The following is an 18,930-nucleotide window of genomic DNA, read 5'->3' as shown; positions in this document are numbered from 1 at the left end:
ACAAACAGCTCCTTCTCTAAGCGTTTTACTCGTCATTATCTGAAGCTTAGGTTATTAAGGCTTGCCACCTAATAATCTAATCAAAAATGCGGCTAGAGATTCAAATCTTCTTTCAATACTTTACTGCTTTTCAGCTCAATGATGTGGGCTTTTAAAAATGCAATTTTGCAATTTTTATAAGCCGTCGCTGAGCGCGTCGCGTTTGGCATATCTAGTAAGTATCGCCACCGGCAGCTATCTTCCATATATTCCTCCTGATTGCGAAGGGCACGTTCCATAATTGGCAAGATCTGAGTATTACCCGTGTCCGCTTGATACTTTTTAGTATCAAGCAATAACTTAGTGATCCAGGTTTGACGATGACGTTCAAGTAAGTTGATATTGCCATCCAGGCACATGAGAAATTTTTTTGCTTTTTCCGGATGCGTTGACTCATACTTCGTACAGTCTTGTAGTGTGACATCGTCGTCTGCAATCACAAAAAAGGTTAATCCCGATACTAGTAGACTGCTAATTATTCTTTTCATGGTTAAACTCTATCGTAAATTTTGCGCCACCATGTTGGGAAGTACCGATTTGGATCAAGCCATGATATGACTTAACTAAATCAGATACGATAGCCATTCCTACGCCGTGGCCAGCTTCATAGGTGTCTAATCTTGCACCTCTGGTCAGCAGCTCTGAGCGGCGATGCTCTGGAATGCCTGGGCCGTCATCTTCTACTTCTATGATTAGTAGGCGCTTTTTAGGTGCACTTACTTTTATATCGACCAAGGAACCACATGCTTTACAGGCGTTATCTATAATATTACCAAGAATTTCCATTAAGTCCGTTTTATCGCCAAGAAATGCAACCTCCTCACCACATTCGGAGGAAAATTGAATGTGCTTGTCGTGATACACTTTAGTCATGGCGTTGAGTATTGAGTCTAGTACGGGTTTTACTGATGTTTGTTTCTTCCATGTATCGGATGCACCCGTTGCAGCACGTTTCAATTGATGTTCGATCATCGCATTGATTCTGTCTAGCTGCTCCTGAGCGTCGGCATCTTTTGCCAGTGGACTGGATTTGATCACCGCAAGGGGCGTTTTTAACGCGTGCGCAAGGTCGCTAAGTGACGCTCTATATCTCTCTTTTTGACGCTTTTGAGATTCCAATAGTAGGTTTAAGTCGGATTTGATTGTTAGAAGCTCGACGGGGTAAAGACCCGTGATCTTATCGCGCTCGCCAGCTTCAATCTCTTTAATTTCTTTATCCAATCGCTGTAACGGCCTTGCGTTCCATACAAACCCAAATGCCATCAATCCTGCAATCACCACACCCATAACCAGCATCCAGTTGACCAAGGTGTTTCTAAACCCTGACATTAACTCCATCAGCGCGTCATTTTTCTTTAAAAGTACAAAGCGGGCTTGCTGCGATTGCTCTGCATTTCCGAGAATAACGGTCAGGCTAAGTTGCCAAAACAGTACACCATTATATTCAACTCGTTTAAACTCAGATGCTCCAGCCTGGTTTTCTGAAAAGTCAGGTGAAATCGAGAGATTTACAGCCGACTCGGAATACCAAACGAGGGAGTTATCTTGATAGACCAGTGCATAAGTATCAGAATTCAGTCTGTTTAACTCAGGTGCAAGAATACTGCGAGGCATTTCGAGTCCGTTAGAGACAAATTCGACTTCAGAGATAAGTGAGTAGAGGTGGGCTTCCAATGTTTTTTCAGTCGCATCGACTAAAGAAGAATAATAAGCCCTGCCCACGGAGAAAAACAGCGCGGGAAGGGCAATAATAAGCACAAAGACAAGGATAAATCCTTGCCTTATTTTAAGCGAAATTTGAGAGCTGTTTACCACTGATTTTTGAACCTATATCCACGTCCTCTAAGGGTTTCAACAGGGTTCAGAGTGCCATCAGGGTCTAGCTTTTTACGCAGTCTTAAGACAAACACTTCAATGACGTTAGAGTCTAAGTCAAAGTCCTGATCGTATATGTGCTCTGTGAGTTCAGATTTAGAAATAACTTTTTGTGGGTTAACCATTAGGTATTCTAAAACTTTATATTCATAGGCCGTTAGTGATAGCTCGTTATCGTTAACCCAGACTTGCTGTGAGCGAGTATGGATTTTGATTGGGCCAATACAAATCTCTGGATTTGCTTGTCCAGCGCTACGTCTAATCAGTGCATTACAGCGTGCAATCAGTTCTTCAACATGAAACGGTTTAGTGAGGTAGTCATCAGCTCCAGCATCAAGGCCTTCTACCTTGTCTTGCCAGCGGTCGCGTGCTGTTAAGATTAAAATAGGGATCTTTACGCCGTTAGCACGTGCTCTACGGATAATTTCAATACCGTCAAGTTTTGGCAAGCCGAGATCGATCACTGCCATATCTAACGGATATTCTTCAAGGTGAAATAATCCAGACTCACCATCATGACACAAGTCAACGCTATATTTTTCTTTCTCTAATGCATTTCGCAGGTTTTCTGCTAGTTGAATATCGTCTTCGATAACTAAAATACGCATCCTTAGTCCTTATTTACTTCACCTGTCTTCTTGTTTACTTTTAAGTCAACAATTCGACCATCTGGTTGGAGAATTCTTACCACAAAAAACTGATTTTCTTCAGAAATCTTAAGCGTCCTTCCAGCGTACTTATCAAGCGCCAGAGACACAGCTTCTTTTTTTGTAATTGTCTTTACATTCTTATCATTGCGGCTATTGGCGTCTGCTACACTCGAAGCGAACGCCAAGATCAACGCTAAGAGAGTGAGTTGCAATCGCATTTTAAGCTCCACAGTTTCATAGATACTAAGTGTCTAAACTTCATAAATCTCAAACAAATTTAGTGCTTTTGTAATTAACCTTTGCTGAACTTAACGTTCAGTAAACTTTTATGGCAGAACTCGCTTGTACGGTTTTACAATACTAGCAGTATAGACACCAGCATCAATATAGGGATCGGCGCTCGCCCATTGCTGCGCACTTTCTAAGTTTTCAAACTCAGCAATAACCAAAGAACCCGTAAAACCCGCTTCACCAGGATCTTCCGAGTCAATAGCTGGTAACGGGCCTGCTGCAAACAATCGACCTTGTTGTTTTAATTCTTCTAAACGAGCTAAGTGAGCAGGGCGCGCAGCAAGACGTTTTGCTAATGAGTTTTCAGCGTCGGTTGAGTAGATCATGTAAAGCATAAGTATTAGTTCCAGATTAGTTTCTAGGTTATTATTGTTATTTTTACGTATTTTGTCGGCTTTTCAGGGCCGTTTATCAATACTATGATAAAACGCCCTCAGTGCAAAAGTAAATGTACACAGAGTTTTTCAGTGATTAGACATTTAAACTTGAAAAACACTCAGCTTGACTGGTAGAGTCCTTCGGATATTTGTAGAAAATAATAATAAGGTTGATTGCAATGAGTGCAAACCGTGAGCATTTTAGCTCCCGATTAGGGTTTATCCTTGCCGCTGCAGGTTCTGCTGTTGGTATTGGTAACTTAGTCGGCTTTCCTGTTTCCGCCGCAAAAAATGGTGGTGGGGCATTTTTACTAATCTATGCACTATTTGTAGTGTTTATCTGTTTACCTGTCATGATGGCCGAAATGGCTATGGGTAGGAAAGCCCAAAAGGACCCGTTTGGCGCATATAAGCTGCTATCTAATCATGATAAAAAGTGGTCAATAGCTGGATTCTTGGCTGTACTCACGCCGTTTATGATTGCTGTCTTCTACATGGTTATTACCGTTTGGATCTTTGGCTTCTTAGCGCAAACAGCTTTAGGTAACTTAGATGTACTCGCCTCTCCGAAGTACTTTGGCACTTTTATCAACGATACCAATGTCTTCATCTATATGTTGATAGTGGGTGTGATCGTTAATCTTATCTTGGTTGGCGGTGTAAAAGAAGGGATCGAAAAAGCAGCTAAGTTACTCATGCCAGCGTTATTTGTCATGTTAATTGGCCTTGTCGCATACGTATTAACCCTTGATAACGCAATGGCAGGTGTACGCTATTACATCGTTCCTGACTTCGAAAAGATGAATGCAAGTGTGCTAAATGGCGCGTTATCACAGGCTTTCTTTTCACTGTCTTTAGGTATGGGTATATTGATCACTTATGCTTCCTATATCTCTAAGAAAGACGACATTGTCGGTAGCTCTAAAATGGTCGCTATTACAGATTCATTAGTGGCATTCATTGCCGGTCTGATGGTACTTCCGGCTATCTTTAGTTTTAATCCGAATACAGATCCAAGTAAGTTATCGGACTCTTCAGTATCTATGATTTTCGATTACTTACCTAAATTGTTATTGGCTTTACAAGATGATATTGGCTACGTCGGTGCTTCAATTGTTGCAGGTACTTTCTTTTTGTTGGTTTTCTTTGCAGCGATAACGTCGCTTGTGTCAATTGTCGAGGTGCCTACCTCGACTTTGATGGAAGAAAAATGCATTTCACGTAAAAAGGCACTGATTATCTTAGCGTTGACCACAGGTATTTTGACTGTGCTATCTACGATGTCTTTTGGAATGGTGGACTGGCTTACAAGTTTTGTAAGATATGGCGATGCTCAGAAGAGCTTCTTTGACCTAGTCTACGACGTGTTTTACGATACTATTTTACCGTTGAATGGTTTGCTGTTGTGTCTATTCGTTACTTATCGCTGGAAAAAATCTGGTTTGAATGAAGAACTTGCGCAAGGCGCAGAGGGGTACGTAGGTAGCTTTACTGAGAAATATATTAATTTCTCTCTATCTACATTCATCCCAGTGATCCTGTTGGCTATTTTCATTAATACCGTTGCAACTAAGTATTTTGCATTCAGTATCTTTGGCTTCTAGCGACAAGACATTCGTTTTGGGCATGATGACATCGGCGTATTAATGCGCCGATGTTTATTCTCCACTAAGCCACTAAAATTTTACGCCCGAATCTAAGTACTGCCCAATTCCTATTGTAAACATCCACAGTCCCCACAGGCTATGCTCTAACACACACACCGCAAGCGAACGACTATGGGCGTAGGTATAAGAAAATAGTAGCCCTCCAACAAAAGATAACGCCACGGCTATCCAGTTGTCATAGATGCAGTGCGCAAGCGCAAACACTAATGCACTTAGCAAAACTCGATTGTTTTTATTTGGTAAAATCCTTTTATAGCGATGAAAGAAGTAGCTCCTAAAAATTAACTCTTGTGGTAAGACGGAAAGAATAGGGTAAGCAACTAATAATAATAACCAGTCGCTGGGGGAATTGAGCGGTAGGGAAAACCAATTTCCTTGACTAACTAAACCATAGAGCATGGCTGAAAACATTGCACCTGCGAAAAACGTGGTAAATAATCGCTTTTTGACGGACGAAAACTCCCCCAAACTGGTTAATCTAAAGCGTTTGAAATGGGGATCGGTTAGTAGTAAATGGGTACAAACTGCCATTAAAATGATCAGTGCTGGAAAAAGCCAATTGTTGAGGTGATCACGAAATTGATAAGCGACAATGGGCAGGACAAAGAATACAAATACGAGTTCACACCACCGGTATTGGCTTGCGTTCAAGGCTAGTTCCCCAAAATATTTGGCGGCTACAAGCCGCTATAGTTAGCTCTCACTCGTTAACTATAGCAGCTGCAGATGAACCTTGAATGGTTACTCTTCAGGTAAATATTTTTGAATTTTAAACATGGTAAAGAGGAGTGCAACGAAGGTGATCCCAATTAAACCAAAGACTTTAAAGTTCACCCAAAAATCAAGAGAGAAGTGGTACGCAACGTAAAGGTTTAGGCCTGCGATGAAGAAAAGTAATACTGCCCAAAATAGATTTAATTGGTCGCAGTCTTTGGCTGGTAAATCAATATCAATCTCGCTTTTCTCCTTCTCAGCAACTGACTTTAACACGCCTTCGAGTGCGCCTTTTACCAAGTTTTTATTAAACAGGTACCTAGATATGAGTAGTGCCGCACCTAAAATGGCATAAATAATCGTGGCTTTCCATTTAATAAACTGCTCATCATGGAAGAAAATCGTCATCCCACCAAGGATCAACGCAATCGCTAAGAATATCCAATGACGTTTTGCGACTTCGCGCTTAGTGATGTATTGGTGTGCGACCTGTATAAGAGAGGCAATGATTAGCACACCCGTTGCCCAAAAAATATCGACAAACTTATAAACCGCAAAAAATAAGATGAGCGGTAAGTACTCAATTAAAAATGACATTTTTTATCCTAACAAAGTTGGTTGTAAGGGTTTTACCAAGATACGGCGAGAACATCAACATTGACTTTCTTTGATGAAACCCATAGCCTGCTGCGCTCATTCAATGGTTCAGAGGTATTTGCATGAATAAGAGCGATTTAGTTACAAAAATGGCGGAAATTAGTGGATTAACAAAGAAAGATTCACAGGCGGTGTTAAATGTCATTTTACAGGCCACTAAAAAGCGCTTGTCAGAAGGCGATCAGATGCAAATTAATGGACTTGGGACATTCGCGTTAAGTTATCATCCCCCAAAGCAAGGACGTAATCCTCAAACAGGTGAGACCATCACCATTGAGGGACAAAACAAGGTATTGTTTAAGCCTGCTAAAGCCTTAAAAGATAACTTGCGTTAATTCTAAGAAAAGCCAGTGTTTAACACTGGCTTGAAAGTAATATTACTTTTGCGTTGCAGCTTTCATTCGCGCAACAAAGGTTTTTAGCTCAAAGCACATAGTGCTAGGATCATCTAAGTGTTTTTCGATGATTTTCACCACCGCAGAGCCACTTATCGCACCTGCTGCACCTGAGCTAATCGCATGCTTTACATGCTCCGGTTCAGAAATACCAAACCCTAGCAGTGGCGGCGCAGCATGATACTCGATAAGTTTGGTGATCATCTCTGTTGCCGGCATTTGTGCCGTCGTTTCTGTACCAGTCACGCCTGCACGCGAAAGTAAATAAGTATAGCCACGACCTCGGGTGGCGCACTCTCGTAACGTATCATCGCAGGCATTCGGTGTGGCAATGAAAATTGGCGCAATATCATTTGCCATTGCAGTGAGCCTAAACGGTTTGGCTTCGTGCAGTGGCACATCAGCAACTAAGATAGAATCCACACCCGCAGTTTTGGCGTCTTGATAAAACTGCTCAATACCACGAGCAAAAATCAAGTTTGAGTAAAGCAACAAACCAATTGGAATATCACTGTTGTAACGACGAATTTCGGCGATGATCTCAAGACAGTCTTGCGTATTAACATCTTGCTCTAATGCACGGATGTTAGCAGCTTGGATAACGGGACCATCGGCGATGGGATCGGAAAATGGAATACCGAGCTCCAATGCATCAGCTCCACCGTCAATCAGGCTTTTGATGATCTCAATACTGAGAGCCTTATTGGGGTCGCCAATCGTCACGAAAGGAACAAATGCACCTTGGTTTTTTTCATTTAAGTGCGCGAACATCGCGTCATAACGTCTCATAGTTCACCTCGCTCAGATAGTACCTGGTGGACGTGAGCTAAGTCTTTGTCTCCGCGACCACTTAAGTTAACAACAATCACCGTTTCTTCGGTTTGCGCTTCTGCATATTTTAGTGCGTATGCCAGAGCATGGCTTGACTCTAGGGCTGGAATAATACCTTCGTGTTTAGCAAGCGCTTGAAAGGCATTTAATGCTTCAGTGTCGGTAATGCCAACATATTGCGCGCGGCCAGTTTCATGAAGGTAGGCGTGTTGTGGACCAACAGCTGGGTAGTCAAGACCTGCTGAAACAGAGTAAGATTCTTCAATTTGGCCATCTTTGTTCTGCATGATATAGGTATAGGCGCCGTGCAAGATGCCTTTACTTCCTTTACATAGTGCAGCGCCGTGCTCATCGGTATCTAGGCCTTTACCAGCCGGTTCCACCCCGATTAATTTAACGTCTTTTTCATCAATAAAGTCTGCGAACATACCAATAGCATTTGAGCCGCCGCCCACACAAGCGATAACTGCATCTGGCAAACGACCTTCCGCTTTTAGTACTTGTTGTTTCGCCTCTTCACCAATCATTTTTTGGAACTCACGGACAATCGTCGGGAACGGGTGAGGACCTGCAGCCGTTCCGAGTAAATAATGTGCCGTTTTGTAGTTTGCAGACCAGTCACGTAATGCTTCATTTACCGCGTCTTTTAATGTGCCTGAGCCAGCGGTAACAGGGATAACTTCCGCACCCATCAAACGCATTCTAAATACGTTTGGTTGCTGACGCTCAACATCTTTAGCGCCCATGTATACCCGGCACTTCAAGCCGAGTAAGGAGCAGGCTAGGGCGGTTGCAACACCATGTTGTCCAGCGCCGGTTTCAGCAATGACTTCTTTTTTACCCATACGTTTGGTTAAGAGCGCTTGACCTAACACTTGGTTAGTCTTGTGTGCACCACCGTGAAGTAAATCTTCACGCTTTAAGTACAGTTTGACCTTAGGGTTTTTAACTAAGTTGCGTGTCTTGGTCAGTGGTGTTGGGCGACCCGCAAATTCATTCAAAAGTTGATAAAACTCCTGCTGAAATTCTGGGTCTTTTTGTGATTTATAAAATTCCTGTTCTAACTGCTTTAACGCAGGTACGAGTAACTCGGGCACAAACATGCCTCCGAAGTCACCAAAATAAGCTGAATTACTCATGTCCACCTCAATATTTTCGAATTTGTGTAAACGCGTTAGCGATTTTTTGAGCGCATTTTTTACCAGGCGATTGCTCAACGCCTGAATTTAGGTCAAGACCATCGGCACCTATATTAACGGCACCGTGAATATTGTCGGGGTTTAGGCCGCCAGCCAACATATAATTGCTCGAACTACGATTTAATAGCTGCCAATCAAACACTTGTCCCGTGCCACCAAATGCAGTGTCGGTTTTGGTATCGTACAATTGCTTGTCTACGCCAGCGAAGGGGCTTGGCAGTGCTGTGTCCACACCTTGTGCTTTCCAAATTTGACAGGTAACTGGAAGTTGTTTTCGCAGGGTATCGATGTACAGCTCATCTTCATTGCCATGTAATTGCACTGCACTCAGTTTTAATATTTGCGCATACTCTGCAACTTGCTCAAGCGGTGCGTTAACGAACACACCAACGTACTTGAGCGGCGCACTATCAGCAACGGCCTTCGCACAATCAATGTCGACATAACGAGGCGATTTTGGATAAAAGATAAGACCGCCGTATACCGCTCCAGCTTTATAAGCTGCTTGCGCATCTTGGCTTCGAGTAAGACCACACACTTTGTTTTCGCCCAAAATCAAGCGTCTGCAAGCAAGTTCTAAGTCCTGTTCAGCCATCAGTGAACTGCCGACCAAAAAGCCGTCACAAATCGGTGATAAGCGTTTCACATCGCGGTGCGTGTATATGCCAGACTCTGAAATCACCACTTTGTCTTCTGGGATTAACTTTCTTAGTTTCTCTGTTGTTGCTAAATCCGTTGATAAATCTCTGAGGTCACGGTTGTTAATACCGATAAGTTCAGCATCTAACGCAAGCGCTCTTCTCACTTCTTCTTCGTTGCTTACTTCCGTTAAAATCGACATATTAAGTGATTTGGCCACGCTCGCTAGTGCCAAATATTCTTCGTCATTTAATACAGACAACATCAAAAGAATGGCATCGCCACCGTGTAGGCGGGCGAGATAAACTTGATATTCATCAATAAAGAAGTCTTTACAGATCAGAGGCTGATCAACCAGCTTTCTCACCGTGGCAAGGTATTCATAACTGCCTTGAAAGTATTTTTCGTCGGTTAGTACACTAATACATGTCGCGTACTTACGATAAACACTGGTAATTTCAGTCAAATCAAAATGTGAGCGAATAAGGCCTTTTGAAGGTGACGCCTTTTTGCACTCTAAAATAAATTGTGTTCCAGCTTGCGCCAACGCAGCGGTGAAGTTCAGCGTGGTGGGGGTTACTTCGTCGATAAAGTCACTTAACGGACGCAGCGCCTTACGCGTTTTTAATTCTTCGACTTTATCGGCAACAATTTTTTCTAATACATTAGCCATTACTCACCTCTACAATGTTAGCCAAGGTTGTCATGGCTTTTTTGCTTGCAAGCACTTCGCGTACTTGTTGGCTTGCGGTTTTAAAATCTGTGGCCTTATCGGTTAATACCAACAAGGCTGCAACGTTTGCAATGATCGCTGCATTGTGTGCAGCTTCGCCTTCACCATTTAAGATCGCAAGGCTCGCTTTCGCGTTATATTCTGGCGTATCACCAGCAATAGATTCAAGTGAATAGTTTTCTAGTCCAAAATCGCTTGGGGTAACGGTGTACTGCGTCACTTCACCATGTTTTACTTCTGCGACTAGCGTTTCGCCGTGTAGGGCAATTTCATCTGTGCCACTACCGTGAACTACCATCGCTCGTTTCGTACCTAAGCGGTTTAACGTTTCGGCCATGGGTAAAACAAGGGCAGGGTCGTAAACGCCGAGTAATTGCACCTCAGGCTTAGCTGGGTTTGCCAATGGCCCGAGAATATTAAATATCGTGCGTGTTTTTAGTTGCGTGCGAACCGGCATAGCATGTTTTACACCAGCGTGGTAATGCGGTGCAAACAAAAAGGTAAAGCCGGTCTCTGCTAAGCATTTTTCTGCAAGTGCGGGGGTCATATCAATGTTGATCCCAAGTGCTTTTAGTAAATCAGCGGAACCTGATTTACTGCTCACGCTGCGATTACCGTGTTTGACCATATTAATACCACATGCTGCGGCGACAATGGCGGCGGTGGTACTCACGTTGATGGTATTTGTGCCATCGCCACCCGTACCACAGCTGTCTGCTGCGAGTAGGTCTTGCTTGTCAAATGCGGTGGCATGATCACGCATAGCCTGAGCTGCTCCGGCTATTTCCGCCGCTGTTTCACCTTTAAACTTTAGCGCAAGCAGCGCTGCGGTAAGTTCGATGTCGCTCAGTTGTCCAGCCATAATATCGCTAAACAAGGATTTGGCGGCGTCGAACGATAAATCTTGTTGCTGTAATAGAGGTTGTAACTTTTCCATCGTGCTCTCCTAAGCGCTAAGGTACGTGATACTTTGTTGTAATAGCTGAGCGCCATTGGGGGTCAATATTGATTCTGGGTGAAATTGATAGCCAATTACTTTGTGTTCACTGTGATAGATAGCCATCGGAATGGCCTGATATCTCGCGATCACTTGTAGTGCTGGTGGTACGCTTGTTGCCATCAGAGAGTGATAACGCGCAACAGGGAATTGCGTCCCAAGTCCGGCAAATACCGGATGCTCATCCGCTTCAATAATAGAAGATTTGCCATGTACCGTCTCACCCGCTTTGCCAACTTTACCACCATAACTTTGGGTTAGGGCTTGTTGACCGAGGCAAATCCCAAGCATGGGGAATTTACCTTTACATAGCTCAATTAACGCGAGCAAACAGCCTGCTTCCGATGGCGCGCCAGGTCCAGGTGATAAAACTAATATCACTGGATCAACCTCTGCACACATTTTATTGAAAATGGTTTCGGCAGAGAGATTGTTACGATAAACGATCAAATCGAGCCCTAGCAAACTAAGCTCATCCACAAGGTTATAACTGAAAGAATCAAAATTATCTAAAAAGTATACCTTAGTCATGGTTTGCTCCTTCATACGTGGACTGTACTGCTTTAATCACTGCCATGGCTTTAGCTTTGGTTTCATTTGCTTCGCTTTGTGGATTTGAATCAAACACAACACCTGCACCCGCTTGCACGTAAGCAACGTTATCTTTTACAAACGCGGAGCGAATGACGATGCAGCTGTCCATCGCGCCATTGCCCATCAAATAACCTACCGCTCCGCCGTAGCTGCCACGACGCTGCTTTTCTGTATGGCGAACAAGTTCTGCGGCTTTAACTTTTGGTGCGCCGACGAGAGTGCCCATATTCATACAAGCCTGATAGGCGTGAAGCGCATCTAAATCCGGCTTTAATTGGCCAACGACGCGTGATACTAAATGCATGACTTGTGAGTAGCGGTCCACTTTCAATAATTCTTTTGCGTGTCGAGTACCTGCAATACTGATCCGTGCGACATCGTTACGGGCAAGGTCAACCAGCATAAGGTGCTCTGCACGCTCTTTTTGATCGTTGCGCAGCTCAAGCTCAATGCGACTATCTAAATCTGGATTGATATTACCATCAGCAAACTTACCTCGTGGTCTCGTTCCTGCGATGGGATAGACTTCAACTTGGTTACTCTGCTCACAATATTTGAGCGCCGACTCTGGAGATGCACCAAATAGTACAAAGCGTTCATCCTTCATATAAAACATGTAGGGACTAGGGTTTTGTAGTTTGAGCTGTTTATAGGCGGCGAGTGAGTTATGGCAAGGAAGTGAAAAAGTGCGAGAGGGAACGACTTGAAAGATGTCACCGTTGATAATGTTGGTTTTCAACTTTTCAACGTGTTGACAATATTCGTCATCACTCACATTGACTTTGACGTCTGCACCGCCACTTTGTGGCTCAAACTGAAATTCAGTGATTTGGTCACATTGACTGTTTAGCTCTTCTAGCTGTTTGCCTACTTCAAAACAATTGGCGTGAACTTCAGGGCCATTGAAAACATTACCAATGAGCTCAGTAGTTCGTGCTTGATGATCGATCACAACTAAGGTTTCAGCGAGATAGAAAACATAGTCGGGACAGTCGTTGTCCCCATCTGGTACTTCAGGAAGTTGCTCAAAGTTTGCCACCATATCATAGGCGAATACACCACCTAAAAAGACGGAAAACGGCGTATCTGAGTTACGTTTAATTTCATTGATACAGGTTCTGAGCGCACTAAAGGCGTTATCCGCTTTTAGTTTTGTATGCTCATCAATGTTACTTTCCAATGCGTTGTACGTGAGCGTCAAGGTATTATCATTGAGGATCACGTCACAATTAGTGACCTTTTGCGCAAGGTACGGTAGCAACTGAGCACCATTGTTAGACAAGGCTTTGGCAATGACTTGGGCGCCATTGCATTCGAATCGAATCGCACTATCCACAAGCACGATGCTTTTCACATTGTCTTTAGACTCTATTTCTGCTGATTCGAGCAGTAACGAGTTTGTTTTGTTTAAACCTGCGTATAAAGACAGTGGGCTGGCAATATAATCGCGCCTTTGTCTTATGCTGGTGACCTCACCTGGTGTGGTCGTTATGTGACTAAAAATCAAACCTCATTCCTCTTAATTTCTAGATATTCTGTTTAGAAAATAAAAAACCCCCGAAAGCTAAGCTCTGCGGGGGTTATTGTTCAGACACAACAATACCGTCCCGCTAGGGCATCCACCACCACCAAATTGTGTTTACTGTGATATTGTTGTTCATATAAGCCTCTAAAAGTATAAAAAAACCCGCGACATTGCGCGGGTTGATAAATCGTAGATATAACGAAACACACCCGCTTAGTTCGAGTGCCACCACCAAATGTTTTTTTGAATTTGTTTGTTCATTTGTGAATATTTCGTTGTTTAATCTAAATTAGCTACAGTAAACCCTATTCTTGCTACAAGTGTCAAGGGCAAATATCAGAAAATAACCTAAGGTCGTATCAGTTAACTTGTGATATAATCAAAACGTTGATAATTCATAGAGATAGTTAATACATTTTGATTAAATATGACCTCCATAGCCATACTACTTTTTCCGATGGCCGCTTAGCTGTTGCTGAATTGCTTGAGCGAGCAACGGAAAAAGGCGTTGATATTCTTGCAATTACAGATCATGACACGATAGATGCGATCCAGCCTGCCCGTGACTACATTAGCCAAAATAATCTCACGTTAGAACTTATCAATGGCGTTGAAATTTCCACAAAATGGGAAAGCTTTGAGATCCATATTGTTGGATTAAATTTTGACCCTGAGCATGAAGCATTAACAAAGCTGCTGCACGAACAGCAGCAAAAGCGAGAAGCCAGAGCAAAAGAAATCGGCGAGCGATTAGCCAAAAAGGGTTATGAGCATGTCTACGAAGATGCCCTTGCACTTGCCCAAACTGCGCAGATCACCAGAGCGCATTTTGCTCAAGTGCTGGTTGAGCGGGGCGTGGCTAAAAACGTGCAAAGCGTTTTCAATAAATTTTTAGCACGCGGCAAAACTGGGTATGTGCCAAGTCAGTGGTGCGATATACAAACGGCCGTTTCTGCTATTCACGCTGCGGGTGGAGTAAGTGTGCTGGCACACCCTGCTCGATATAAGATGTCGAATAAGTGGCTAAGAAAGTTAATTGCTGAATTTAAAGCGGTTGGGGGAGCTGCAATGGAAGTTGCACAGCCCCAGCAAGCGCCTACTGAGCGCCAATTTTTGGGGCGACTAAGTCAAGAGTTTGAATTGTTAGCAAGCCAAGGGTCAGATTTCCACTTCCCAATGCCTTGGGTCGACCTTGGTCGTAACTTGTATTTACCTAAAGATTGTCAAGGAGTTTGGCGTCATTGGGGAGGCAAAGAGGAATAAGCTTATGAGCCAATTTTTTCATATTCACCCAGATAACCCGCAAACGCGTTTAATTCGCCAAGCGGCTGATATTATTGAACAAGGTGGCGTGGTGGTGTTTCCAACCGACTCCGGCTATGCCATTGGTTGCAACCTCGGTAATAAGCAAGCTAAGGAGCGGATAGAGCGGATCCGCGGCATTGAAAAGCACCATAACTTCACTCTTTTATGTCGTGATCTGTCGGAGCTTTCGACCTATGCCCGTGTCGATAATCAAATGTTTAGGATGATTAAAAATAATACGCCCGGTCCGTACACGTTTATTTTTAAAGGGACGAAAGAAGTTCCTCGTCGTTTGCTCAATGAGAAGAAAAAAACCATCGGGATCCGTGTGACTGATAACCCAATTACTTGCGCCTTGTTGGAAGCACTAGGTGAACCTTTGATGTCATGTTCTTTGATTTTGCCAGGAGAGCAGTTTACTGAGTCTGACCCCGATGATATCCGCATGCGTCTTGAGAAGCACGTAGACTTAATAATTCACGGTGGCTATTTAATCGAGCAAGCAACCACAGTTATTGATATGTCTGAAGACACCATTGAAATTTTGCGTCGTGGCTGTGGCGATACATCGCCTTTTGAATAACGCATGTTGAGATGACAGAAGCACTCCAACAGAAATTACCGCTGGCTTTTTTACACGGTGAAGCGGTAATTGAAAAGCCGGAAGATCTTTATATTCCTCCCGAAGCCCTAGAAGTTATCTTAGAGACCTTTGAAGGCCCGTTGGACTTACTGCTTTATCTTATTAAAAGACATAAATTAGATATTCTAGAATTACCGATTTTTAGTATTACTCAGCAGTATGTTCAGTACGTTGAAATGATGAAGGACATGCAGCTCGAACTTGCGGGTGAATACTTAGTGATGGCAGCTTTGCTGGCACAAATAAAATCAAGAATGCTACTACCAAAACACGAAGAGTTAGAGGAAGAGGAAGACCCCAGAGCAGAGCTGGTGAGACGCTTGCAGGAATACGAGCAATTTAAGCAAGCCGCTGAGAATTTAGATGAGATCCCTCGTGTTGAGCGTGATATCTTTGTCGCTCATGCGCTGGTAGACAGTAGTACCGACAATGAGCCAGAATTCCCAGACATTGAACTGAGGGAATTACTTTTGGCGCTGTCGGAAGTGATGGCTAGAGCCAAGACCTTTGAGCACCATCATATATCCGCAGAAGCACTTTCGACTCGAGAGCGTATGAGTTTTATATTGCAATTGCTACGAGAACAGAATAAGCCGGTAGAATTTGCGCGATTCTTTACCTTGGACGAAGGGCGCAGTGGTGTGGTGGTTACTTTTATTGCCATGCTCGAACTCATTAAGGAGCAATTGGTTGACTATATTCAGTCAGCAACGGCAGCGTCGATTTACCTGCATTTAAAAGGCTAGGGGATGGCTGCAGCCTCTGCTATACTCCGCATTTTTATCTTCAAGCATAAAATATGAAAAGACGCGTTAGCGATGAACAACTGGTTGAATTGGTTGAAGCAGCGATTTTCGTTTCAGATAAGCCGTTATCTAAAAAGCGCTTAAAAGAAACTGTGCTGGAAGATATCAGCGTGTCATCACCGCGTATTGATCAGGCACTGGAAACACTGGTAAATCATTATCAAACTCGCGGTGTAAGGCTGGTTGAGGTTGGTACCGGATACCGTTTTCAAGCTTGCCCGAGCTTGAGCCCTTGGCTAAGTAAACTGTGGCAGGAAAAAGCACCAAAATACTCACGTGCTACACTTGAGACTTTGGCATTGATTGCTTACCGACAACCAATCACTCGAGGCGAAATCGAGCAAGTTCGCGGGGTTACCGTGAGTTCTAATATTATCAAAAGCTTGATAGATCGCGAGTGGATAAAAGTGGTGGGTTACAAAGAGGTACCGGGTAAGCCTGCATTGTATGCAACGACAAAACAATTTTTAGATTACTTCTCATTATCTGGTCTTGGGGAATTACCTCGGTTACCTGAGCAACATAATGAGAAAATAGAACAGTTATTAAACGATCCTTCTGTGAGAGAACCATCTAAATGAGTGAAAAACTACAAAAAGTATTGGCAAGAGCTGGCGTTGGCTCAAGACGCGAAATGGAAAAGTATATTGAGTCTAACCGCGTAAGTGTAGATGGAAAAGTTGCCAAGCTAGGAGACCGAGTGGAAGAGACTTCGGTGATCCGTGTAGATGGACATATTGTTAAAATAGAACAGCAAGAAGAGCGCATCTGTCGCGTACTTATGTATCATAAGCCAGAAGGTGAGCTGTGTACTCGTCGCGACCCTCAAGGTCGTCGTACTGTATTCGATAGGCTACCAAAGTTAGATGGTGACCGCTGGATAGCTATTGGGCGATTAGATATCAATACATCAGGCCTGTTACTCTTTACCAATGATGGTGAGCTAGCTAATCGCTTGATGCATCCAAAATACGAAGTCGAACGTGAATATTCTGCCCGGGTATTTGGTGAAGTAACAAATCAAACGTTGCGTACATTAACCAAAGGTGTTGAGCTAGAAGATGGTCCTGCAAAATTCCTTAAGATTAAGCCACTTGGTGGTGAAGGTCTGAATAAATGGTTCAACGTAACACTGACCGAAGGGCGTAATCGTGAAGTCAGGCGTCTTTGGCAGTCGCAAGAGGTTGAAGTGTCGCGTTTGATCCGTATCCGTTATGGTAAATTGGAGCTTAACAAGCGCTTGCCACAAGGTGGATGGGAAGAATTAAAATTAGAAGATGTTAACTACTTACGTAAATCGGTAAGCATGAGAGCCGAGCAGCAAACTAAGTTGTCGGTCATGCCGGAAAAGCGTAAAGACAAGCGCGCGAAAATTAATAAGATCCGCAAAGCAGTGAAAAAGCATAATCAAAGGGTCAAAACCCCAAGAAGAAAGTAATTTAAGCTTTTTAAAACACCAGCCTAGTGAGCTGGTGTTTTTGTATTTGATAAGGAGATGCAAATGAAAGAGATGTTTTCTGGTAGTTGTCTGTGTGGTCAGGTTAAATATCTTGTAGAGGGCAACGCGCAGGGCTTTTATTTATGCCATTGTGAATATTGTCAAAAAGACACAGGCTCCGCACATGCTGCGAATTTATTTTTTCAAAATGCAGTGTTAACTTGGCTTACGGGCGAAAAGTTAATAACCCGCTTTACTTTACCGAATACTAAGCACGTTAAAGCCTTTTGCGCTTGTTGTGGTTCTGCATTACCAAACCAGCAGCCTGTTGGTTTAGTGGTACCTGCCGGTAGCTTAGATGATGCACCGAGCCTTACGCCAACCGCACACTTATTTATCGCGAGTAAAGCTAAGTGGGATGAAAAATTAGAGCAAGTGCAGGCGTTTGAAACCTTGCCGAGAGATTAACTTAGGTAATATAACCTGAGCTGCGGATAATTAATGCCTTTCTAGCAGCCAGTTTTAGCGCTAACTGCGTTGAATTCACTTCCAATAGCCAGCTATTGGTGCGTAAATTCGCCTTGTTTTCCCTAAAACTCTCTGGCTAGACAAGGAAAAAATTAAGTTGTGCTTTAGCAACAATGAGTTGGAACATTCCTTATCCAAACCTCAGGTTAATATAGAAGGCTGCAATTGTGGATTTGCAGCCTTTAAAGTACTAGTTAGTAGGTTTGGGCATCTAAAGATTGGCCATTAACTCCGATTGAGTCATCAGACATCAAGTACAGGTATGTTGGCATTAATTCTTCAGGTGTTTTTAGTTTATCTTTATCTTCACCTGGGAATGCTGATGCACGCATACTTGTTCTTGTCGCACCAGGGTTAATGCAGTTGATGCGAATATTGGTTTTACCCACTTCTTCGGCCCAAGTTTGCATCATACCTTCGGTTGCGAATTTAGAAATTGCATATGCTCCCCAAAACTCGCGACCTTTACGTCCTACACCCGATGAAGTAAAGACAATAGAAGCGTGAGGTGCTTTTCTCATTACTGGGAATAGCGATTTAGTGATCACCGCTTGGGCTGTTACGTTTACCTTCATTATGTTTTCAAAGGTTGAAACGCAAAAGTGTTCCATTGGACCTAAAGAGCCTAAAATAGAAGCATTATTTAGCAAGCCATCAAGCTTCCCAAATTGCTGCTCAATAGTGGCAGCCAAGTCTCGGAAGTGTTGTTTGGTTGCACCACGTAAATCTAAAGGTACAATTGCAGGCTGTGGGTAACCGGCGTTAACAATTTCATCATAAACGGCTTCTAGTTTACTGGTGGTTTTGCCCAATAAAATAACCGTTGCACCATATTTGGCGTAATTAATTGCCGCAACACGGCCGATGCCGTCGCCAGCACCTGTTACTAGTATCGTTTTATTCGCTAGTGCGTTTTCAGGAGCTTGATAAGTCTGCATTCTGGACTCCAATTAAGATGTTTGGGCTATTTTATCACAATGCAGTAGCAAGTTAGCGAATTTATTGTAAATATGGCTGGCGAAATAAC

At 43.2% G+C, this 18,930-nt stretch carries 22 protein-coding genes; 8 read left to right on the top strand and 14 right to left on the bottom strand.

Annotated features, from left to right (window positions below):
* Positions 1-92: 92 nt before the first annotated feature.
* From CTT31_RS10110 to CTT31_RS10090, 5 genes are all read right to left on the bottom strand, one after another.
* Entirely contained in the window at positions 93-527 is a 435-nt protein-coding gene (locus CTT31_RS10110) for a hypothetical protein (RefSeq protein WP_010374053.1), read from the bottom strand.
* Positions 511-1,854 (bottom strand): ATP-binding protein, encoded by a 1,344-nt coding sequence (locus CTT31_RS10105; protein ID WP_211857739.1) that lies wholly within the window; start codon positions 1,852-1,854, stop codon positions 511-513. Before CTT31_RS10105 ends, CTT31_RS10110 begins: the two co-directional genes overlap by 17 nt.
* The gene (locus tag CTT31_RS10100) at positions 1,848-2,522 is read right to left on the bottom strand and encodes a response regulator transcription factor (RefSeq protein ID WP_010374057.1); all 675 of its coding nucleotides are present in this window, start codon (positions 2,520-2,522) and stop codon (positions 1,848-1,850) included. The genes CTT31_RS10105 and CTT31_RS10100 overlap by 7 nt, the downstream gene beginning before the upstream one ends.
* 2 nt (positions 2,523-2,524) lie before the next feature.
* Positions 2,525-2,782 carry a PepSY domain-containing protein gene (locus CTT31_RS10095; RefSeq protein ID WP_017219141.1) on the bottom strand — a complete coding sequence of 86 codons (258 nt, stop codon included), beginning with the start codon at positions 2,780-2,782 and terminating at the stop codon, positions 2,525-2,527.
* 108 nt (positions 2,783-2,890) lie between these two features.
* The gene (locus CTT31_RS10090) at positions 2,891-3,190 is read right to left on the bottom strand and encodes a YciI family protein (protein ID WP_211857738.1); all 300 of its coding nucleotides are present in this window, start codon (positions 3,188-3,190) and stop codon (positions 2,891-2,893) included.
* A 221-nt stretch (positions 3,191-3,411) separates the two neighbouring features.
* On the opposite strand from CTT31_RS10090, the gene CTT31_RS10085 reads away from it, so the two are divergent.
* Entirely contained in the window at positions 3,412-4,836 is a 1,425-nt protein-coding gene (locus CTT31_RS10085; RefSeq protein ID WP_211857736.1) for a sodium-dependent transporter, read from the top strand.
* Between the two features lie 72 nt (positions 4,837-4,908).
* On the opposite strand, the gene CTT31_RS10080 is transcribed toward CTT31_RS10085, so the two are convergent.
* Complete coding sequence (locus tag CTT31_RS10080) at positions 4,909-5,550, bottom strand: CPBP family intramembrane glutamic endopeptidase (RefSeq protein ID WP_039497574.1); 642 nt, start codon at positions 5,548-5,550, stop codon at positions 4,909-4,911.
* Between the two features lie 90 nt (positions 5,551-5,640).
* Positions 5,641-6,210, bottom strand: a complete 570-nt coding sequence (locus tag CTT31_RS10075; RefSeq protein ID WP_260491203.1) for an inner membrane-spanning protein YciB — start codon at positions 6,208-6,210, stop codon at positions 5,641-5,643.
* A gap of 122 nt (positions 6,211-6,332) precedes the next feature.
* On the opposite strand from CTT31_RS10075, the gene CTT31_RS10070 reads away from it, so the two are divergent.
* Entirely contained in the window at positions 6,333-6,605 is a 273-nt protein-coding gene (locus CTT31_RS10070) for an HU family DNA-binding protein (RefSeq protein WP_010374071.1), read from the top strand.
* A gap of 42 nt (positions 6,606-6,647) precedes the next feature.
* On the opposite strand, the gene trpA is transcribed toward CTT31_RS10070, so the two are convergent.
* From trpA to CTT31_RS10040, 6 genes are read right to left on the bottom strand one after another with little or no spacing between them, the layout of a single operon-like run.
* A complete protein-coding gene (trpA, locus tag CTT31_RS10065) occupies positions 6,648-7,454 on the bottom strand; it encodes a tryptophan synthase subunit alpha (protein WP_211857734.1) in 807 nt (268 codons plus the stop codon).
* On the bottom strand, positions 7,451-8,635 hold the full coding sequence (trpB, locus tag CTT31_RS10060; RefSeq protein ID WP_017219145.1) for a tryptophan synthase subunit beta: 1,185 nt from the start codon (positions 8,633-8,635) through the stop codon (positions 7,451-7,453). Before trpB ends, trpA begins: the two co-directional genes overlap by 4 nt.
* Positions 8,636-8,642: 7 nt before the next feature.
* Positions 8,643-10,007, bottom strand: a complete 1,365-nt coding sequence (gene trpCF, locus CTT31_RS10055) for a bifunctional indole-3-glycerol-phosphate synthase TrpC/phosphoribosylanthranilate isomerase TrpF (RefSeq protein WP_260491202.1) — start codon at positions 10,005-10,007, stop codon at positions 8,643-8,645.
* Positions 10,000-11,004 carry an anthranilate phosphoribosyltransferase gene (trpD, locus tag CTT31_RS10050; RefSeq protein WP_017219147.1) on the bottom strand — a complete coding sequence of 335 codons (1,005 nt, stop codon included), beginning with the start codon at positions 11,002-11,004 and terminating at the stop codon, positions 10,000-10,002. Before trpD ends, trpCF begins: the two co-directional genes overlap by 8 nt.
* A gap of 9 nt (positions 11,005-11,013) precedes the next feature.
* The gene (locus CTT31_RS10045; protein ID WP_211857730.1) at positions 11,014-11,595 is read right to left on the bottom strand and encodes an aminodeoxychorismate/anthranilate synthase component II; all 582 of its coding nucleotides are present in this window, start codon (positions 11,593-11,595) and stop codon (positions 11,014-11,016) included.
* On the bottom strand, positions 11,588-13,165 hold the full coding sequence (locus CTT31_RS10040; protein WP_260491201.1) for an anthranilate synthase component 1: 1,578 nt from the start codon (positions 13,163-13,165) through the stop codon (positions 11,588-11,590). The genes CTT31_RS10045 and CTT31_RS10040 overlap by 8 nt, the downstream gene beginning before the upstream one ends.
* 435 nt (positions 13,166-13,600) lie before the next feature.
* On the opposite strand from CTT31_RS10040, the gene rnm reads away from it, so the two are divergent.
* The 6 genes from rnm to CTT31_RS10010 all read left to right on the top strand — a co-directional run bounded on the left by rnm (position 13,601) and on the right by CTT31_RS10010 (position 17,843).
* Positions 13,601-14,446, top strand: coding sequence for an RNase RNM (gene rnm / locus CTT31_RS10035; protein ID WP_211857728.1), 846 nt, complete (start codon positions 13,601-13,603; stop codon positions 14,444-14,446).
* A gap of 4 nt (positions 14,447-14,450) precedes the next feature.
* Positions 14,451-15,071, top strand: coding sequence for an L-threonylcarbamoyladenylate synthase (locus tag CTT31_RS10030; RefSeq protein ID WP_010378577.1), 621 nt, complete (start codon positions 14,451-14,453; stop codon positions 15,069-15,071).
* Positions 15,072-15,082: 11 nt separating this feature from the next.
* Complete coding sequence (locus tag CTT31_RS10025) at positions 15,083-15,877, top strand: segregation and condensation protein A (protein ID WP_039497593.1); 795 nt, start codon at positions 15,083-15,085, stop codon at positions 15,875-15,877.
* Between the two features lie 53 nt (positions 15,878-15,930).
* The gene (scpB, locus tag CTT31_RS10020; protein WP_211857726.1) at positions 15,931-16,518 is read left to right on the top strand and encodes an SMC-Scp complex subunit ScpB; all 588 of its coding nucleotides are present in this window, start codon (positions 15,931-15,933) and stop codon (positions 16,516-16,518) included.
* Complete coding sequence (gene rluB, locus CTT31_RS10015; RefSeq protein WP_039497594.1) at positions 16,515-17,375, top strand: 23S rRNA pseudouridine(2605) synthase RluB; 861 nt, start codon at positions 16,515-16,517, stop codon at positions 17,373-17,375. Before scpB ends, rluB begins: the two co-directional genes overlap by 4 nt.
* Positions 17,376-17,438: 63 nt before the next feature.
* A complete protein-coding gene (locus CTT31_RS10010; protein WP_211857724.1) occupies positions 17,439-17,843 on the top strand; it encodes a GFA family protein in 405 nt (134 codons plus the stop codon).
* A gap of 254 nt (positions 17,844-18,097) precedes the next feature.
* Here the strand turns inward: CTT31_RS10010 and CTT31_RS10005 are convergent, their stop codons facing one another.
* Complete coding sequence (locus CTT31_RS10005) at positions 18,098-18,841, bottom strand: YciK family oxidoreductase (RefSeq protein WP_017219153.1); 744 nt, start codon at positions 18,839-18,841, stop codon at positions 18,098-18,100.
* Positions 18,842-18,930: the final 89 nt, after the last annotated feature.

The sequence above is a fragment of the Pseudoalteromonas maricaloris genome (assembly GCF_024746855.1).
Classification (GTDB): Bacteria; Pseudomonadota; Gammaproteobacteria; order Enterobacterales; family Alteromonadaceae; genus Pseudoalteromonas; species Pseudoalteromonas maricaloris.
Note: the sequence above shows the minus strand (reverse complement) of the source record. Positions and strands in the feature narration are given on the sequence as shown.

Excerpts from the sequence above, each read along its gene's own strand:
- CTT31_RS10110 (WP_010374053.1), bottom strand. The coding sequence starts at position 527 with ATGAAAAGAATAATTAGCAGTCTACTAGTATCGGGATTAACCTTTTTT.
- CTT31_RS10100 (WP_010374057.1), bottom strand. The coding sequence starts at position 2,522 with ATGCGTATTTTAGTTATCGAAGACGATATTCAACTAGCAGAAAACCTG.
- CTT31_RS10095 (WP_017219141.1), bottom strand. The coding sequence starts at position 2,782 with ATGCGATTGCAACTCACTCTCTTAGCGTTGATCTTGGCGTTCGCTTCG.
- CTT31_RS10090 (WP_211857738.1), bottom strand. The coding sequence starts at position 3,190 with ATGCTTTACATGATCTACTCAACCGACGCTGAAAACTCATTAGCAAAA.
- CTT31_RS10085 (WP_211857736.1), top strand. The coding sequence starts at position 3,412 with ATGAGTGCAAACCGTGAGCATTTTAGCTCCCGATTAGGGTTTATCCTT.
- CTT31_RS10075 (WP_260491203.1), bottom strand. The coding sequence starts at position 6,210 with ATGTCATTTTTAATTGAGTACTTACCGCTCATCTTATTTTTTGCGGTT.
- CTT31_RS10070 (WP_010374071.1), top strand. The coding sequence starts at position 6,333 with ATGAATAAGAGCGATTTAGTTACAAAAATGGCGGAAATTAGTGGATTA.
- trpA (WP_211857734.1), bottom strand. The coding sequence starts at position 7,454 with ATGAGACGTTATGACGCGATGTTCGCGCACTTAAATGAAAAAAACCAA.
- trpB (WP_017219145.1), bottom strand. The coding sequence starts at position 8,635 with ATGAGTAATTCAGCTTATTTTGGTGACTTCGGAGGCATGTTTGTGCCC.
- trpCF (WP_260491202.1), bottom strand. The coding sequence starts at position 10,007 with ATGGCTAATGTATTAGAAAAAATTGTTGCCGATAAAGTCGAAGAATTA.
- trpD (WP_017219147.1), bottom strand. The coding sequence starts at position 11,004 with ATGGAAAAGTTACAACCTCTATTACAGCAACAAGATTTATCGTTCGAC.
- CTT31_RS10045 (WP_211857730.1), bottom strand. The coding sequence starts at position 11,595 with ATGACTAAGGTATACTTTTTAGATAATTTTGATTCTTTCAGTTATAAC.
- CTT31_RS10030 (WP_010378577.1), top strand. The coding sequence starts at position 14,451 with ATGAGCCAATTTTTTCATATTCACCCAGATAACCCGCAAACGCGTTTA.
- CTT31_RS10025 (WP_039497593.1), top strand. The coding sequence starts at position 15,083 with ATGACAGAAGCACTCCAACAGAAATTACCGCTGGCTTTTTTACACGGT.
- scpB (WP_211857726.1), top strand. The coding sequence starts at position 15,931 with ATGAAAAGACGCGTTAGCGATGAACAACTGGTTGAATTGGTTGAAGCA.
- rluB (WP_039497594.1), top strand. The coding sequence starts at position 16,515 with ATGAGTGAAAAACTACAAAAAGTATTGGCAAGAGCTGGCGTTGGCTCA.
- CTT31_RS10010 (WP_211857724.1), top strand. The coding sequence starts at position 17,439 with ATGAAAGAGATGTTTTCTGGTAGTTGTCTGTGTGGTCAGGTTAAATAT.
- CTT31_RS10005 (WP_017219153.1), bottom strand. The coding sequence starts at position 18,841 with ATGCAGACTTATCAAGCTCCTGAAAACGCACTAGCGAATAAAACGATA.